The organism is Streptomyces sp. SS1-1 (assembly GCF_008973465.1).
GTDB lineage: Bacteria > Actinomycetota > Actinomycetes > Streptomycetales > Streptomycetaceae > Streptomyces.
The window spans coordinates 477039-492466 of sequence record NZ_WBXN01000004.1; the positions used below are offsets into that span (position 1 = coordinate 477039).

A 15428-nucleotide genomic window follows, 5' to 3' on the forward strand; every position below is an offset into this window, starting at 1 on the left:
GCCGGTGTGTCCCGGGTCAGTCCTCGGCCGGGTGGACGCTGGTCACCTTGCCGTGGGGGTCGGCCACGAGATAGCCGGTGCCGTAGTCGTCCGTGAGGTACACGGCCATGCCGGCCGGGGTGCCGAAGGTGGTGCTGGGCGACTTGAGGGTCACGTACCGCAGTGTCGGCTTGTCGACGTTGAGCTTCTTCTCCGCCTGGTCGAACAGGGCGGGGATCTTCGTCCAGTCGAAGTCGTCGAGACCGACGGGCCGGTCGCCGCCGATGATCGTGCCGCTGATGATGCCCTTCTCGACCCCGCGTCCCGGCCGGTAGGTGTACGAGTCGTACTTCTTGTCGCTGCCCTCGACCATGAGCTCGGCGGAGGCGTGGTCGGGATAGACGGTGAAGTCGGCGTAGCGGTCGCGGCCGGTCGCCTCCTCGAACGCCTTGATGGCCGTCCGGATGCCGTCGGGGGTGAGCAGGCCGCCCGCGGGGACGGTGTCCGCGGCCTTCGACCGGTCGGCGGCCGGGGTGCGCGCGCCGGACGGCGAGGAAGTGGCCGGGCCGGGGGCGGACGTGGTGGGGCGGCCGTCGGAGTCGGCCTTGTGGGCGTCGGTCCCGAGGGGCAGCAGCCACCACAGCAGGGCCAGCGCGCCGGTGAGCGCGGTGCCCGTGACGCCGTACAGGACGGCCCGGCCGCGCGTGCTCCCGGTGACCGGACGCTGCGGCACCGTCATCGCCTGCCCCGGGGGCGGCAGGACGGGCGGCGGCCCGAAGGTGCCCTGGGAGACGGGGGCCGTCGGTGGACCGCTGGGCGGTGCGAGCGGGTACGACGTGGTGGGCGCGGCACCGGGACGGCCCGACTCGACGGCGGCCAGCGCCCGGTCGAGCGCGTCGGCCGCGGGGCGTGCGGACGGGTCCCGCACGAGCACGCCCATCAGGACGTCGCCGAGGGCGCCCGCCCGGGCCGGCGGCGGCACGTCCTCGTGGAGGACGGCGGCGAGGGTGGCCAGGGTCGTGCCCCGGCGCAGCGGGTGGCGGCCCTCGACGGCGGTGTACAGCATCATCGCCAGCGACCAGAGGTCGGAGGCGGCTCCTCCCTCGTGGCCGGAGACACGCTCGGGCGCCATGAAGTCGGCCGTGCCGATGAGGGAGCCGGTGGCGGTGAGCGTGGTCGTGCCGCGGATCGCGGCGATGCCGAAGTCGGTGAGGACGGGGCGCCCGTCGGGCCGTATGAGGACGTTGGCGGGCTTGACGTCCCGGTGCTCGATGCCGGCGCCGTGCGCGGCGCGCAGCGCGGCCAGCACCCCCCGGCCGATCCGCGCGGCCTCGGGCGGTGTCATCGGGCCGCGTTCCAGCCGATCGGCGAGCGAGCCGCCGGTGACCAGTTCCATGACGAGCCACGGATAGGTGCCCTCGCCGCCGTCGACGACGTGGTGGATGGTGACGACGTTCGGATGGTCGAGCCGGGCCAGGGCCCTGGCCTCGCGCAGCACGCGCTCGCGCAGCATCCGTGCGCCCTCGGGGTCGTACTCGGCGAGGTCCCGGTCGGGCGGGCGCACCTCCTTGACGGCCACCAGCCGGTGCAGCACCAGGTCCTTGGCGCGCCACACCGTGCCCATTCCGCCCCCGCCGAGGCGGGCCTCCAACTCGAAGCGCCCGTCGACCACGCGTCTCGCGGGGTCTCTGCCGTCCTCACTCATGGGCGGGAGCTTAATTGCCCGGCGGGGTCGAACTGTCAGGCGCCCGTGCGGGCTTCGAGGGCGCGCAGGACGGCCACCATGTCCTCGGTGCCGTGCCCCTGGGCGACGGTCTCGCCGAACAGGGCGTGGCAGACGTCGAGAAGGGGGGTGGCCACCTCGGTCCTGCGGGCGGCTTCGGCGATGAGCCGGTTGTTCTTCAGGACGTCGGCGACGGCCGCCTGGACGTCGAAGTCGCGGGCGACCAGCTTGGCGCCCTTGCCGCGCGAGACGGCGCTGGCCATGGGGCCCGCGTCCAGGACGGCGCGCAGCAGGCCCTGGTCGAGTCCATGGCGGCCGGCGAAGTGGAACGCCTCGGTCAGACCGGTGACCAGGGTGATCAGGAAGAGGTTGACCGAGAACTTCATCAGCAGGGCGCCGGGAACGTCACCGCAGTCGAAGGTCTCGCCGCACATCGGTGCCAGCAGGGGCCGTACGGCCGCCACGGCGTCGCGCTCGCCGGCCAGCATCGCCACCAGCTGTCCCTGCTCGGCCGGGACCCGGGAACCGGAGACGGGCGCCTCGACATAGCGTCCGCCCGCCGCCAGGACGGCGTCCCGCAGCCCGGCCGAGAACTCGGCGGAGGTCGTGCCCATGTGGACGACGGTGTGGCCCGCCACGCGGGTCGCGAAGTCGGGGGTGCCGCGCCCGAGGACGGCGTCCACGGCGGCCTCGTCCGCCAGCATGAGGATCACCGTGCCGGCCCGTGCGAAGACCTCGGCGGGGCTTTCGGCGACGTGCGCGCCCGCGTCCCGCAGGGGGGCGCAGCGGCCGGGGGTGCGGTTCCAGACGACGAGGGGCGTCCCGGCGCGGGCCAGGTTGAGCGCCATGGGCCGGCCCATGACCCCGAGTCCGATGAATCCGACGTCCCCTCCGGGGGGTTCCGTGATTCCGACGTCCATGCCGCACCGCCGTTCTGCCGCGTCCGGGACCAGCCCGCGCCCACCACTATGACAGTGGTCATAGTACGGGATCGTATGACGCCCGTCATAGGATGGGTGTGGTGAACCGGACCGGGACGGACGGAGGTCGGCGATGACGGTGCCGCCCGTACGAGGGCCGCGCGAACGCATGGTGTTCAGCGCCGCCCAGCTCCTGCGGCGGGGCGGGGTCGCCGCCGCCGGCATGCGGGAGGTCGCCGCCCACGCCGAGGCGCCGCGCGGCTCGCTCCAGCACTACTTCCCGGGCGGCAAGGAGCAGTTGGTCAACGAGGCCGTGGGCTGGGCCGGGCGCTACGCCGCACGCCGGGTCGCCCGCTTCCTGGCCGCGCTCCCCGAACCGACGCCCAGCGGGCTGTTCACGGCGATGGTGCGGCAGTGGACCGAGGAGTACGAGGCCGCCGGCTTCGCGGGCGGCTGCCCGGTCGCCGCCGCCACCGTGGACTGCGCCGAGGGCACCGAGTCCACACGGGAGGCGGCCACCGCCGCGTTCGAGGCGTGGACGGGTGCCGTCGCGGACGCGCTGACGGACATGGGGGTGCCGCGCGGGCGCGCCGGATCGCTCGCCACCCTGATGATCAGCTCACTGGAGGGCGCCATCCTCATGGCACGGGCCCAGCACGACCTCCGGCCGCTCACGACGGTGGGCGCGGAACTCGGGCCGCTGCTGGACGCTGCGGTCGAACGGGGCGCCTGACCGGGGCCGCGAGGCGCCGCGGCGTCAGGCTCCGGGTCCGGGGGCCTCCGCGTGGGCGGCCGCCTCGCGGATCTCCTCCTCGACGCTGCTGCGTGACGCTCCCTTGCTCCTGGCGTACTCGGCCACCGCCGTCTGCAGATCCCGGGCGAGGTCCCGCCAGGCCCGCAGGGCGGTGTTGTACGTCTCGGTCTGGCGGGCGCTCCAGCCGCCCACCTGCGTCGGTGGACCGTACTTGCTGCGCAGTTCCTCCACGCGGCTGTGAGCCTGCTCGGCCGCGCGCTGCTTCGCCACGAGCTCTTCGAAGATGGTCGTCACACAAATGGAGCATAGGCGGGTGAATGCCATGATGCGCGGCGAGCCCCGCGCGGTTGCTCACACCCCCGCGGCCCACTCCTCCTCCGGGAGAGCCAGCAGCTCCTCGATCCGCGCCCGGTCGGGCAGCGGGCCGTGGTCGCCGGTCACCCGCAGCGCGGAGCCGGCGGTCAGGTGCCCCAGCCGCAGGGCGGCCGCCGTCGTACGGCCCCGCACGAGCCCCGCCAGGAAGCCGGCCGCGAAGGCGTCCCCGGCGCCGACCGGCTCCACGACCCGGACGCGCGGCGCGGGCACCGTGACGGCGTCCTCGGCCGTGAAGGCGGTCGTGGCGCGCGGGCCGTCCTTGACGACGAGGACGTGCGGGCGCGGGAGCAGGTCCCGCACGTCCCGCGCCGTGAGATCCGCGCCCCACAGCGCCTGGGCCTCGTCCAGGCCGACGAGGACGAGGTCGGCGCGGTCCGCCAGGTCGCGCAGGACGGCCGGGGCCGTGCCGTCCGGCCACAGGGCGGCGCGGTGGTTGACGTCGAAGCTCACCGTGTGGGGGCGCCCGGGCTCCAGCGCCCGCTCCACCAGCATGCGGCAGGAGGGCGACAGGGCGGGGGTGACCCCGGTGAGGTGCAGCAGCCCGGCCGCGCGGACCGGTGCGGAGTCGAGCAGGTCCGGGCCGAGCGCGGACGCCGCCGAGCCACGCCGGTAGTAGTGCACACGGGTCCCGCCGGGGGCCGGGTCCTTCACCAGCAGGCCGGTGGGGCGGGCCGGGTCGGTGCGCACGTACGACACGTCGACGCCGGGGGCGGCGACGGCGGCGCGGACGCGGCGGCCCAGCGGATCGTCGCCGAGCGCCGACAGCCAGGTGACCGGGACGCCGTGGTCGGCGAGGTACATGGCTACGTTCGACTCGGCGCCCGCCACGGACAGCCGCAGCCGTCCGGCGTCCGCCAGCGGGCCCGCCGGGTCGGGGGCGAGGGCCGCCATCGTCTCGCCGACACAGACGACCGGTCCGGGAGCGGGGCGCCACGGGGCGCGCGGGCCCGTCATGCCCGGTCCTCCACGACCGCCGGGTCGAGCCGGCAGGCCGGCGTCGGGGTGCCCGGCACGTCCACGCGGACGGTGAACAGCGCCCCGTCGTCGGGGCCGGGCGCGTCCAGGCCGACGCGGGCCGTCGTGACGTGCAGGACGTCCCCGGCGAGGCAGACGCCGGCGGGCTGGCGCGCGGGCAGCCGCAGCGTCCGGTCGAGCGTGCCGTCGGGCAGGTGGCGGCGGACCGTGCCGGTGCCCCAGACCGCGATCCACACGGCTCCCTCGGCGTCGACGGCCATCCCGTCGGGGCTGCCGTCCTGGACGGTGACGAAGGGACGCGGGGTGCCGAGGTCGCCGGTGGCGGGGTCGACGGGGTAGCGCCGGACCACCCCTCGGGCGCTGTCCGCGAGGTACATGAGGCTGCCGTCGGGGGTGAACGCGGGCCCGTTGGGCACGGTGATGCCGTCCAGCACCCGGACGACGGTGCCGTCCCGGTCGAGCCGGTACAGCGAGCCGGCACCCTCATCGGCGTCGTACGCCATGCTCCCGGCCCAGAACCGGCCGAACGGATCGGCGACGGCGTCGTTCATGCGCATGGGGACAGGGGCGCCGTCCTCGGGCCGGGCCAGCCAGCGGAGAGTGCCGTCGGCGCGGACCAGACAGATCCCGGTCCCGGCGGCCGCCACCCAGGCGCCGTGATGCCCGGCGAGGGGGGCGACGGCGCCCAGGGGGACGGGGAGTTCGGCGAGGGTACGCAGGGCGGCCGTCCCATCCGTCGGGGCGGCCAGGAGGCGCCCGGCGAGGATGTCGACGAGGACGACCCCCGTGCCGGTCCATCGAACGCCCTCACCGAGTTCGAGCCGGTCGGGGTGGGTGGGGCGCGGTGGTGCCGTGGTCATCGGGCGGCCTCCTGGACAGCGGTACGGGAACGGGGGGCTCGGTCCGTGAGGGCGCGCAGGCTCCCGCCATCGGCGGAGTCGCCAACCAGCAATGAGCCGACGTCCACCGGGAGATCGGGCCGGTCGGTGTGGCCGGCGCGCGGTGCCGGCATGGTCATCGGCCGGCCTCCGCAACGACGCCACGAGAACAGCGGGCACGGTCCCCGAAGGCGTTCAGGCTTCCGCCGCCGACGGCGTCGCCAACCAACGGCGTATCGACGCCGACCGCCAGATCGAGCCGGTCCGAGCCCGCGCCGCGCGATGCCGCCGTAGTCATCCGCCGGCCTCCTCCACGACAGCCCGGAAACGGCGGGCACGGGCCCTCAGGGCATCGACGCTCCCGCCCTCAGCCGCGTCGCCGACCAGCGGGGAGCCGATGCCCACCGCGAGGGCGCCCGTTGCGAGGCAGGACCGGGCGGCGGACTCGTCGATGCCGCCGACGGGGACGAAGGGGGCGTCGGGGAACGGGCCCCGCAGGGCCTCAGGTACCCCGGTCCCCCGGCCTGGGCGAGCGGGAAGAGTTTCAGCGCGGCCACGCCGAGGGCGCGGCGGCGATGATCTCGGTCGGGGTCAGCACCCCGGCGAGGACCGGCAGGCCCAGGTCCTGCGCGGCCGTGACGCCGGGCCCCAGGCCGGGTGTCACGGCGAAGTCGGCGCCCGGCGGCGTGCGCGGCCCGGGCGTCCTCGGCGGTGAGGACCGTGCCGGCGCCCAGCGGACGGCCGGGGCCGAGGGCGACGCGGGCGCGTTCGATGACGGTCAGCGCGCCCCTGCCGGACAGCGACACCTCGATCAGCTCGACGCCCTCCTCGGCGAGGGTCAGGACGGTGCGCAGCGCGGCGTCGGGATCGTCGCCCCGCACGATTGCGACCAGGCGGTGGGTGGCCAGCGCGGCGGTCAGGTCCACGGACGGTGCTCCTTACGGTGCGGGGGTGTCGGGGCAGCGGCAGGCCCCGGTGAGGGTGAACCGCCAGCGGACCTCACCGGAGGCCGGGACGCGGGCGGCGTCGCCGGGTCCCGCGTCGGCGAGGTCGAAGACGCGGCCGAGCATGGGTTCGACGCCGGTGCTGCGGTAGGGGCCGGTGTCGGGGAAGCCCTTGAGGTTGCGCCACAGGGCGATCGACACGGGCTGTCCCTCCGCCTCCAGGGCGAAGTGGAGCCGGTCGGCGCCGTCGTGCACGCAGCACACGTCGGTGGCGACGACCGCGCCGACCGCCGTCCCGTCGTCGGGCCCGAGCCGGTCCAGCGGCACCCCGTGCGGGGCGGGCCACGGCCCGGCGATCCAGGGCGCGCCGGACGGCCAGCCGGCGTCGAGGAGCGGGGCGGCCTCCGGGAAGAGACGCGTGTCCGCCGCCGGGGGATGCGCGGCGCTGCCTGCTCGGAGAGGTCCAGCAGGGCGTGCGCCGCCCACACGAACGGAATCCGGCGGGGGCGGTGAGCCGGTAGTCGACGTGGAGGCGGTCGCCGTCGGTCCGGGCGGTGCGGGCGAGCGTGAAGGAGGTGGCCCGGACGTGCTCGGTGCCGTCGTCGTCGCGGGTCCAGGGCCGGGCCCAGACGTCCCCGTGGTCGGGCAGGCCCCGGACGGTGGGGACGCACTCCTCCAGGCCGCCCGCGTCGACGAACGCGTCCCCGGGGGCGGCCGTGTCCCGTGCGGGTGCCGGGCGGTGCCAGAGCCATTCGCGGGTGGGTGAGCGCAGGGACGTCCAACGGCCGCCGTGGGGCGGGGTCGGTGGTGAGGGTCAGCACGCGCTCACCACTCGGCGAAGGAGTCGTCCGCGTGCCGCCAGACGGGGTTGCGCCAGACGTGTCCGGCCCGGTCGGCCGCCCGTACGGCCGTCTCGTCGAGGGTGACGCCGAGGCCGGGGGCGTCGTTGCGGGCCGCGTGCCCGTCGACGAAGCGGAACGGCGTCGGGTCGGCGAGGTAGGACAGCAGGTCGGCGTCCTTGTTGTAGTGGATGCCCCGGCTCTGCTCCTGGATCAGGAAGTTGGGTGTGGCGAAGGCGACTTGGAGGCTGGCGGCGAGGGCGATGGGGCCGAGCGGGCAGTGCGGGGCGAGCTGGGCGCCGTAGGTGTCGGCGAGGGAGGCGATGCGGTGCACCTCGGTGATGCCGCCCGCGTGGGACAGGTCGGGCTGCGCGACGGCGACGCCGGCGGTGAGGGCGGGCAGGAATTCGGCGCGGGAGTACAGCCGTTCGCCGGTGGCGAGGGGCACGGGGCTCGCCTCGACCAGGCCGGGCAGCAGATGGCCGTGCTCGGGGAGGACGGGTTCCTCCACGAACAGCGGGTGCAGCGGCGCGAGTTCGGCGAGGACGCGGCGGGCGCTGGCTGCGGTGAAGCGGCCGTGGAAGTCGACGGCGACGTCCCGGCCGGGCCCGAGGGCCTCGCGGGCGGCGGCGACCCGGTCGACGACGGCGGCGGTCTCGGCGGCGGTGGCGATCGGCGAGGTGACGCCGGCGCCGTTCATCTTGACGGCGGTGAAGCCGGCCTCGACCTGGGCGGCTATCTGCTCGCGGAGTTCGGCGGGTTCGTCGCCGCCGACCCAGGCGTAGACCCGGACCCGTTCGCGTACGGGCCCGCCGAGCAGGGCGTGCACGGGCGCGCCGTACGTCTTGCCCGCGATGTCCCACAGGGCCTGGTCGAGTCCGGCGACGGCGCTGGAGAGGACGGGGCCGCCCCGGTAGAAGCCGCCCTTGGTGAGTACCTGCCAGTGGTCCTGGATGCGCAGCGGGTCCTGGCCGACGAGGTATTCGGCGAGCACGTCCACGGCGGCGCGGACGACCTCGGCGCGTCCCTCGACGACGGGTTCGCCCCAGCCGACCACTCCGTCGTCGGTCTCCACCCGGCAGAACAGCCAGCGCGGCGGGACCTGGAAGGTTTCTATCCGCGTGATCTTCACTTGCCCCCGGTGCCTTTCGTGTCGTCGTCGTCCGTGGCCTCGCCTGGCCCGTCGAGCCGGTCCAGGTCGCGGCCGGCCTGGACGAGCAGGGCGCGCATCGCGGCCTCGGCAGCTCCCGGGTCCCGTTCGCGGACGGCGTCGAGGACGGCGCGGTGGGCGGGGACGGGGTCCTCGCTGTGCGGGTGGCTGTGCACGATGCGGTCACGGTGGGCGAGGCCCGGCTCGATGACCATCTCCATGCGTTCGAGCAGTTCGTTGTGGGTGGCGGCGAGCAGCGCCCGGTGGAAGGCGAGGTCGGCCTCGACGGCGTGGCCGGGTCCGGCGCCGTCCTCGCCCATCGCGTCGAGGGCCGCCTCCAGGGCGTGCAGGTCGGCGTCGGTGCGGCGCTCGGCGGCGAGGCGCACGGCGGCCGGTTCCACGATGGCGCGGACCTCGGCGAGGTTGCGCAGCAGGGTCCGGTCGGCGTCGGTCGCCTCGCCGGCGCCCTCGAACTGCCAGCGCAGCACGTCGGCGTCGAGGAGGTTCCAGTCGGAGCGGGCCCGCACGAAGGTGCCGCGTTTCTGCCGGGCGTCGACCATGCCCTTGGCGGCGAGCACCTTCAGGGACTCGCGCAGGGCGGTGAGACTGACGTCCAACTCGCTCTGCAGCGCCACCAGGTCGAGCGTGGCACCCTCGGGGATCCGGCCGCCGAGGATACGGCGGGCGAGGGACTCCACGGTCTGGCCGTGCACGCCGCGGCGGGCGTAGGGCGTCATGTGGTCCAGCCTTTCTGCAGGGGGTGGGGGGTGCGGGTCATGCCGAGGACTTCACGACGCTCCAGCCGCCGTCCACGACGAGACTGGTGCCGGTGACGAAGGAGGCGTCGTCGGAGCCCAGGAAGGCGATGGCGGCGGCGACCTCGCCCGGGGTGCCGAAGCGGCGGGCGGCGGTCTCGGCGACGCTGCGCTCACGGTCCTCGGGGGGCACCCGGTCCCAGGCGGCGGTGAGGATCGGGCCGGGGACGACGGCGTTGACGCGGACCTCGGGCCCGTACTCGACGGCGAGCTGCCCGCACAGGGAGAGCAGGGCGCCCTTGGACGCGGCGTACGCGGGGTGTCCGGGGAGGCCGACGCGGGCGTGCACGGAGGAGGTGAGGACGGCCGCTCCGCGCCGGGCGCGCAGGTCGGGCAGGACCGCCCGGAAGCCGAGGAAGCTCGCGGTGAGGTTGACGTCGAGCTGCCGCTGCCAGGAGGTGAGCGTCATGGCGTCGGCCGGGGCGACCTCGACGGTGTAGGCGTTGCTGACGAGGAGGTCGACGGGCCCGAAGGTGTGCGCGGCGGCGACGATCCGGCGCCAGTCGTCGTCCTCGGCCACGTCGGCGCGGACGAACAGGGCCCGGCCGCCGTCCTTGGTGATGCGTTCGGCGACGGCCGTACCGGCGTCCTCGGCGAGGTCGGCGAGGACGACGGCGGCTCCCTCCTCGGCGAGGCGTCCGGCGGTGGCGGCGCCGATGCCGGAGGCCGCGCCGGTGACCACGGCGGTGCGGCCGGTGAAGCGGTCCATCGTGGGGTCGTCTCCTTCGGGGGTGGCGGTCGTGGGCCGTGGGCGGGCGGGCCGTCCGGGAGAGGTGTGCGGCTCACTCACGTGTCAGTACCACCAGATCGGCGTCGTGACCGGCGGTCCAGGTGAACGGCAGCCCGTAGTGCAGCAGATGCGCTCCGCCGTACGTCGTGCCGGTGGCCGTGTCGCGGTAGCGGGCCGCCGGGTCCAGGCCGCGCAGCCGCAGCCGGGCGGGCCGGCCGGGCACGAGCGGGGCGCCGTCGAGGCGTCCGGTGCTCAGCGCGGCGACGACCGTGCGCTCCCGAAGTCGTACTGGACGCCGCAGGCCGGCTCGTCGGGGCTGCCGAGCAGGCGGGCCTCGCCGTGGTGGACGACGTCCCGGACCTCCTTGTAGCGGGCGATCCAGCGAGTGGCCTCGGCGCGCTCCTCGGGGGTCCAGGCGCGAAGGTCGGCGCCGATGCCGAGCACGCCGCACATGGCGTTGACGAACCGGAAGGCGAGGCTGCGCGGGCGGGGGTCGAAGACGCCGGGCGCGTCGGTGACCCAGGAGCTCATGACGTGCGGGGCGTGCGCGTGCAGGAAGCCGTACTGGATGGAGAGCCGGTCCAGCGGGGCGGTGTTGTCGCTGGGCCAGACGACGTCGGTGCGGGCCAGCGTGAGGTGGTCGACGCGGCCGCCGCCGCCCGCGCAGCCCTCGACGGTGACATGCGGGTGGGCGGTGCGCAGGTGGTCCAGGACGCGCAGGTATCCGGTGACGTGCTCGGCGTCCAGGTCGACGGCTCCGGCGCCGGGCCGGCCGCGTTCGGTGGGCGGCCGGTTCATGTCCCACTTGAGGTAGTCGACGGCATAGGTGCCGAGGAGGCGGTCCAGGGTGCCGATCACGAAGTCCTGCACGTCGGTGCGGCCGAGGTCGAGCAGCAGCTGGTTGCGGACGAGGCGGGCGGGCCGGCCGTCGACGCGGTACACCCAGTCGGGGTGTTCGGTGTGCAGGCGGCTGCCGGGGCTGACGGCCTCGGGTTCGACCCAGAGGCCGAAGTCGAGGCCGAGGCCGCGCACGTCCTCGACGAACCGGCCGAAGCCTTGCGGGAAGGCCGCCGGGTCCGGGTGCCAGTCGCCGAGGCCGGCGGTGTCGTCGGCGCGCCCGGTGAACCAGCCGTCGTCGACGACGAACAGCTCGGCGCCGATGTCGGCGGCCACCTTGGCGAGTTCGAGCTGTCCGGCGGCGTCGACGTCGAAGCCGGTGGCCTCCCAGGAGTTGTAGAGGACCTTGCGGGGGCGGTGCAGCCGGTCGCCGGCGAGCCGGCGCTCGTAGCGGTGCCAGACCCGGGACAGCCCGTCGAGTCCGTCCGCGCTGAAGGCGCAGGCGAGGCGGGGGGTGGTCAGGATGGTGCCGGGCGCGAGGACGACGGCGCCCTCGTGCGGGACGCGTCCGGCGCGGACCCGGATCGCGCCGCCCGGTTCGGCCTCGGCGGTGATGTGCCAGTTGCCGGCCCACTCCAGGGCGAGCCCGTACGCGGGGCCGTCGCCGGGGGTGCCGTCCTGCACGGCGAGCCAGGGCGCGTAGGCGTGGCCGGGGACGCCCTGGGTGCTGCCCATGGTGAACGTGCCCCGTCTGAGGTGCAGTTGGGTGCGCTGGAACTCCTGCGACCACTGGCCGGTGAGGTAGGTGAGCCGGGCGCCGGCGGTCACGGGCACGTTGACGGCGGCCGAGTCGAGGCGTTCCAGGCGCAGTTCACGGGAGGCGGTGTGCTCCGTCCAGCGCAGGATCACGTCGGTGCCGGGGACCGTCTCGTAGCACAGGACCGTGCGCAGGCCGAGGACGTCGTCGGTGAACGACAGCCTCAGCGCGCCCTCGCTCTCCTCGGCGCCGGTGAACTCCCACCATGCGCCGCGCTCCCCGTCGGGGGTCGCCGCCACCAGCTCGGCCCCGGTGAAGGGCCGCTGACCGTACGGCAGATACTCGGCGGGTGCCGCGTCGGCCGGGGTGACGAAGTGCGTGCGGTGGGACCAGTCGAGCGCGGACGGGCCGTCCTCGACGCCGGCCGGGCCCCAGGCGTCCAGCTCGGCCCAGGGGCCGTCCTGGGACAGGCGGACGGTGTAGGTGGTGTTGTCGGTGCGCAGGGTCCAGCGGGGGTGCGTCACTTGACCGCTCCCAGGTTGAGGCCGGCCACGAAGTGCCGCTGGAAGCGCAGGAAGACGGCGACGGTGGGCGCGGCGGCGATGACGGATCCGGCGGCGATGACGTTCCACATGGAGACGTACTGGCCCTGGAGTCCGATGAGGGCGGCGGTGATGGGCATCTTGGTGTCGCTGCGCAGCACGGTGATGGCCCACAGCAGGTCGTTGAAGATCCAGGTGAAGGACAGGGCGCTGAGCGCGGCGAGCGCGGGCCGGGTCAGCGGGAGGATGATCCGCCAGAACACCTGCCAGGGTCCGGCGCCGTCGACGACGGCGGCCTGCTGGATCTCGGCGGGGATGGCCCGCATGAACCCGTGCAGCACGAAGACGTAGAAGCCGACGCCGAAGCCGATCTGTACGCCGACGAGGGCGGGCAGGGTGTCGTAGACGCCGATCATCTCGCTCAGCTTGGAGACGGGGATGAGCAGGATCTGCGGCGGGAGCAGGTTGCCGCCGAGCATCAGCAGCAACAGGGAGCGCCGGAAGGGGAGTTCGTAGCGGCTCAGGGCGAACGCGGCCATGGCGGCGAGCGCGAGGGTGGCGAGGACGCACGGGACGGTGACGAGCAGGCTGTTGATCAGGGCGCGCTGCTGGCCGCCGTCGACCCAGGCCTGGCGGAAGTTGTCCAGGGTGAACGAGTGCGGCAGGCCGCCGAGTCCGTGGGCGGCGATGTCGTCGAAGGAGCGCAGGCTGCTCACCAGGACCAGGGCGATGGGCAGCAGCCACAGCAGGGCCAGCGCGCCGGCGCCCAGATGGAATCCGGCGGTGGCGGCCCGCCTGCGGCGTACGGCCATGGAGGTGGCGGACATCAGTCGGCCTCCCGGAAGGCGCGGACGAGGTAGGAGGCGATGACGCCGAACGCGAGCAGGAAGATGACGACGGCGAGCGCGGAGCCGTAGCCGAGCCGCAGGGACTGGAAGGCTGTCGAGTACATGTAGGTGCTCAGCAGTTCGGACGAGTGGTAGGGGCCGCCGCGGGTCAGCGACCACACGACGTCGAAGGAGCGCAGCGAGTCGATGATGATGACGGACACGACGACCGCGTTGACGCTGCGCAGTTGCGGCAGGGTGACGTGGCGGAAGCGCTGCCAGGCGCTCGCGCCGTCGACCTTGGCGGCCTCGTAGAGGGCTGGGTCGATGCCCTTGAGGCCGGCGAGGTAGAGGACCATCACGTAGCCGATCTGCCGCCACAGCGCGGGCACGATGACCGCGTACAGGGCGGTGTCCTGGTCGGCGAGCCAGGCGTGCCGCAGGCTGCCGAGGCCGACCGATTCAAGGAGCTGGTTGAGGACGCCGTCGGGCTGGTAGACGGCCTGCCAGACCAGGGCGGTGGCGACGAGCGAGAAGACGACGGGCAGGAAGAGGGCGGCGCGGTAGAAGCCGACGCCGCGGCGCTCCTGCTGGAGGAGCAGGGCGGCGGCGAGCCCGAGGAGGGCGGAGAGGCCGCCGAACAGCACCAGCCAGAGCACGGTGTGGCCGAGGGCGCCGCGGAAGACGTCGTCGGAGGCCATCTCGCGGAAGTTGCCGAGGCCGACGAACCGCGGCGGGGACACGCCGTCCCAGCTGGTGAGGGCGAGGTAGAAGCCCTGGAGCGCGGGCCAGAACACCCAGACGGCCTCGGCGAGCAGCGGGACGAGGACGAAGGCGAGCACCAGCGGCGGGGTGCGCCGGGGGCCCCGGGCCCGGCCGCCACGGGACGGCGCCGGGACCGGGGGCTTGCGGTGGGGGGCGGTGAGGACGGCCATCGGTCAGGCCTTCCAGATCTTCTCGGCCTCGCGCTGCCAGTCGGTGAGGATGGAGTCGATCTCCTTGGGCTTGGCGAGGAACCTGGTCAGCGCGGTGTCGGCGGTGGGCTGGAGGGCGTCGCTGGAGTCGCGGTTGAAGAACTGGGTGATCTCGACGGCCTCCTCGATGTGCCGGCGGCCCTTCGTCACCAGCGGGGTGCCGGCGTCCTTCGCGTCGGGGTGGCAGGGCAGGACGGTGCCGGAGGAGCCCTTGATGTAGATCTCCTGCGCCTCGGCGGTGGCGAGGTAGCCGAGCAGATCGAGCACTCCCTCGCGGCGGCCGGTGCGGGCGCTGGCGAAGTAGCCGTCGGTGGGGGCCTCTTCGGCGAGCGGCACCTTCGGGTCGATGACGGGGAAGCGGAAGAAGTCGATGTCGTCGAGCGCGTCCTTGGGGGCCGCGTCGGCGAAGAAGGTGCCGATGAGCATCATGCCGCTGCGGCCGTTGAGGAGCGCGGTGGTGGCGTCCTGGAAGGCGCCCGCGGTGCCGTTCGGGTCGAAGTACGGCAGGACCTCGCGCCAGCGGTCGAAGACGCGGCGGACCTGCGGGTCGTCGAACCGGTGCTTGCCCGCGAGGAGTTCGCGGTGGTACTTCGCGCCGTTGATACGGATGTCGAGGTAGTCGAACCAGGCGGAGGCCACCCAGGCGGTGTTGCCGCCGGCGCCCAGGCCGATGGGGGCGACACCCTTGCCCTTGAGCTTGTCGCACAGGTCGAGGAACTCGTCCCAGGTCTTCGGCTCGCTCACGCCCCACTTGGCGAAGTTGGACTTCCGGTAGAACATGCCCCACCAGTAGTAGGTGGTGGGGACGAAGACCTTCTTGCCGGAGCTCGCGGTGCACAGGGAGTGCAGGGCCTTGGAGTAGCCCTTGAGCTGGGGTCCGTCCCAGAGCTCGCCGAGGTCGAGCAGGAGGTCCTTCTTGGCGTAGGCGTCGGCGACGGAGCCGGGGTACCAGGTGTAGACGTCCGGCGGGTTGGCGGAGGTGAGGTAGGTCGGCAGCTGGGTGCGGAAGGTCTCCGCGGCCACCGTGTTGAGGCTGACGTCCCCGGTCTTCTTCTTGCCGTAGGCGGCGACGATGTCCTTCATCGCGGCCTTGGCCTGGGGGGCGGAGAGGTTGGACTGGAGGGTGACCGCGCCCGAGGAGGAGGACTTCGCGGACGAGGTGGAGGTGACGCAGCCGCTGAGCAGCGCGGCCGTCCCGGCGGCGCCGAGTCCGGCGAGGAGTTGCCGTCGGCTGGGCTGGGGGTGGGTCATGGAGGGCTCCCTGTGGATCCGCGCGGGCGGGGCCGGCCCTCCTGACGGCCGGGGGCCCGCTCGCGGCGGATCCAGGTTCGCGTGGCGCTTCCGCCACGTCAAGATTAATTACTAATTTATTTGAACTGAGTCCAGTGGCTACGGGATTCGGGTCCGGC

General features: G+C 74.3%; 14 protein-coding genes and 2 pseudogenes. 1 reads left to right on the top strand and 15 read right to left on the bottom strand.

Features of this window, described 5'->3' with window-relative positions; genetic code table 11:
* Window positions 1–16: 16 nt before the first annotated feature.
* Window positions 17–1684, bottom strand: coding sequence for a serine/threonine-protein kinase (locus F8R89_RS03190; protein ID WP_151782502.1), 1668 nt, complete (start codon window positions 1682–1684; stop codon window positions 17–19).
* Window positions 1685–1719: 35 nt separating this feature from the next.
* Window positions 1720–2622, bottom strand: coding sequence for an NAD(P)-dependent oxidoreductase (locus tag F8R89_RS03195; protein WP_151782503.1), 903 nt, complete (start codon window positions 2620–2622; stop codon window positions 1720–1722).
* A gap of 133 nt (window positions 2623–2755) precedes the next feature.
* Here F8R89_RS03195 and F8R89_RS03200 point away from each other — a divergent pair, with 133 nt between their 5' ends.
* Window positions 2756–3355: a TetR/AcrR family transcriptional regulator gene (locus F8R89_RS03200; protein WP_225994319.1), complete on the top strand. Its 600-nt coding sequence runs from the start codon at window positions 2756–2758 to the stop codon at window positions 3353–3355.
* A gap of 24 nt (window positions 3356–3379) precedes the next feature.
* Here F8R89_RS03200 and F8R89_RS03205 read toward each other — a convergent pair whose 3' ends face one another.
* The 13 genes and pseudogenes from F8R89_RS03205 to F8R89_RS03260 form a co-directional block, all read right to left on the bottom strand.
* Window positions 3380–3670: a hypothetical protein gene (locus F8R89_RS03205; protein ID WP_151782504.1), complete on the bottom strand. Its 291-nt coding sequence runs from the start codon at window positions 3668–3670 to the stop codon at window positions 3380–3382.
* Between the two features lie 57 nt (window positions 3671–3727).
* Window positions 3728–4705 (bottom strand): sugar kinase, encoded by a 978-nt coding sequence (locus tag F8R89_RS03210; protein WP_151782505.1) that lies wholly within the window; start codon window positions 4703–4705, stop codon window positions 3728–3730.
* The gene (locus F8R89_RS03215; protein WP_151782506.1) at window positions 4702–5586 is read right to left on the bottom strand and encodes an SMP-30/gluconolactonase/LRE family protein; all 885 of its coding nucleotides are present in this window, start codon (window positions 5584–5586) and stop codon (window positions 4702–4704) included. Before F8R89_RS03215 ends, F8R89_RS03210 begins: the two co-directional genes overlap by 4 nt.
* Before the next feature lie 154 nt (window positions 5587–5740).
* Window positions 5741–5902 (bottom strand): hypothetical protein, encoded by a 162-nt coding sequence (locus F8R89_RS36095; RefSeq protein WP_192806033.1) that lies wholly within the window; start codon window positions 5900–5902, stop codon window positions 5741–5743.
* Window positions 5899–6530, bottom strand: a pseudogene (locus tag F8R89_RS03220) (bifunctional 4-hydroxy-2-oxoglutarate aldolase/2-dehydro-3-deoxy-phosphogluconate aldolase). The gene F8R89_RS36095 and the pseudogene F8R89_RS03220 overlap by 4 nt, the downstream one beginning before the upstream one ends.
* Window positions 6531–6542: 12 nt before the next feature.
* Window positions 6543–7034, bottom strand: a complete 492-nt coding sequence (locus F8R89_RS37205; protein WP_318841269.1) for a hypothetical protein — start codon at window positions 7032–7034, stop codon at window positions 6543–6545.
* A gap of 339 nt (window positions 7035–7373) precedes the next feature.
* Window positions 7374–8519 carry a galactonate dehydratase gene (gene dgoD / locus F8R89_RS03230; protein WP_151782507.1) on the bottom strand — a complete coding sequence of 382 codons (1146 nt, stop codon included), beginning with the start codon at window positions 8517–8519 and terminating at the stop codon, window positions 7374–7376.
* On the bottom strand, window positions 8516–9274 hold the full coding sequence (locus F8R89_RS03235; RefSeq protein ID WP_151782508.1) for a FadR/GntR family transcriptional regulator: 759 nt from the start codon (window positions 9272–9274) through the stop codon (window positions 8516–8518). The genes dgoD and F8R89_RS03235 overlap by 4 nt, the downstream gene beginning before the upstream one ends.
* A 37-nt stretch (window positions 9275–9311) precedes the next feature.
* Window positions 9312–10061, bottom strand: coding sequence for an SDR family NAD(P)-dependent oxidoreductase (locus F8R89_RS03240; protein WP_151782509.1), 750 nt, complete (start codon window positions 10059–10061; stop codon window positions 9312–9314).
* 73 nt (window positions 10062–10134) lie between these two features.
* Window positions 10135–12200: pseudogene (locus tag F8R89_RS03245) on the bottom strand (alpha-galactosidase).
* Entirely contained in the window at window positions 12197–13045 is an 849-nt protein-coding gene (locus F8R89_RS03250) for a carbohydrate ABC transporter permease (protein ID WP_151782510.1), read from the bottom strand. The pseudogene F8R89_RS03245 and the gene F8R89_RS03250 overlap by 4 nt, the downstream one beginning before the upstream one ends.
* Entirely contained in the window at window positions 13045–13980 is a 936-nt protein-coding gene (locus F8R89_RS03255) for a carbohydrate ABC transporter permease (RefSeq protein ID WP_151782511.1), read from the bottom strand. Before F8R89_RS03255 ends, F8R89_RS03250 begins: the two co-directional genes overlap by 1 nt.
* Before the next feature lie 3 nt (window positions 13981–13983).
* Window positions 13984–15270, bottom strand: coding sequence for an ABC transporter substrate-binding protein (locus F8R89_RS03260; RefSeq protein WP_151782512.1), 1287 nt, complete (start codon window positions 15268–15270; stop codon window positions 13984–13986).
* Window positions 15271–15428: the final 158 nt, after the last annotated feature.

Coding starts and splice junctions, on each gene's coding strand:
- F8R89_RS03190 (WP_151782502.1), bottom strand. CDS start 1,684: ATGAGTGAGGACGGCAGAGACCCCGCGAGACGCGTGGTCGACGGGCGC.
- F8R89_RS03195 (WP_151782503.1), bottom strand. CDS start 2,622: ATGGACGTCGGAATCACGGAACCCCCCGGAGGGGACGTCGGATTCATC.
- F8R89_RS03200 (WP_225994319.1), top strand. CDS start 2,756: ATGACGGTGCCGCCCGTACGAGGGCCGCGCGAACGCATGGTGTTCAGC.
- F8R89_RS03210 (WP_151782505.1), bottom strand. CDS start 4,705: ATGACGGGCCCGCGCGCCCCGTGGCGCCCCGCTCCCGGACCGGTCGTC.
- F8R89_RS03215 (WP_151782506.1), bottom strand. CDS start 5,586: ATGACCACGGCACCACCGCGCCCCACCCACCCCGACCGGCTCGAACTC.
- F8R89_RS36095 (WP_192806033.1), bottom strand. CDS start 5,902: ATGACTACGGCGGCATCGCGCGGCGCGGGCTCGGACCGGCTCGATCTG.
- F8R89_RS03235 (WP_151782508.1), bottom strand. CDS start 9,274: ATGACGCCCTACGCCCGCCGCGGCGTGCACGGCCAGACCGTGGAGTCC.
- F8R89_RS03240 (WP_151782509.1), bottom strand. CDS start 10,061: ATGGACCGCTTCACCGGCCGCACCGCCGTGGTCACCGGCGCGGCCTCC.
- F8R89_RS03250 (WP_151782510.1), bottom strand. CDS start 13,045: ATGTCCGCCACCTCCATGGCCGTACGCCGCAGGCGGGCCGCCACCGCC.
- F8R89_RS03255 (WP_151782511.1), bottom strand. CDS start 13,980: ATGGCCGTCCTCACCGCCCCCCACCGCAAGCCCCCGGTCCCGGCGCCG.
- F8R89_RS03260 (WP_151782512.1), bottom strand. CDS start 15,270: ATGACCCACCCCCAGCCCAGCCGACGGCAACTCCTCGCCGGACTCGGC.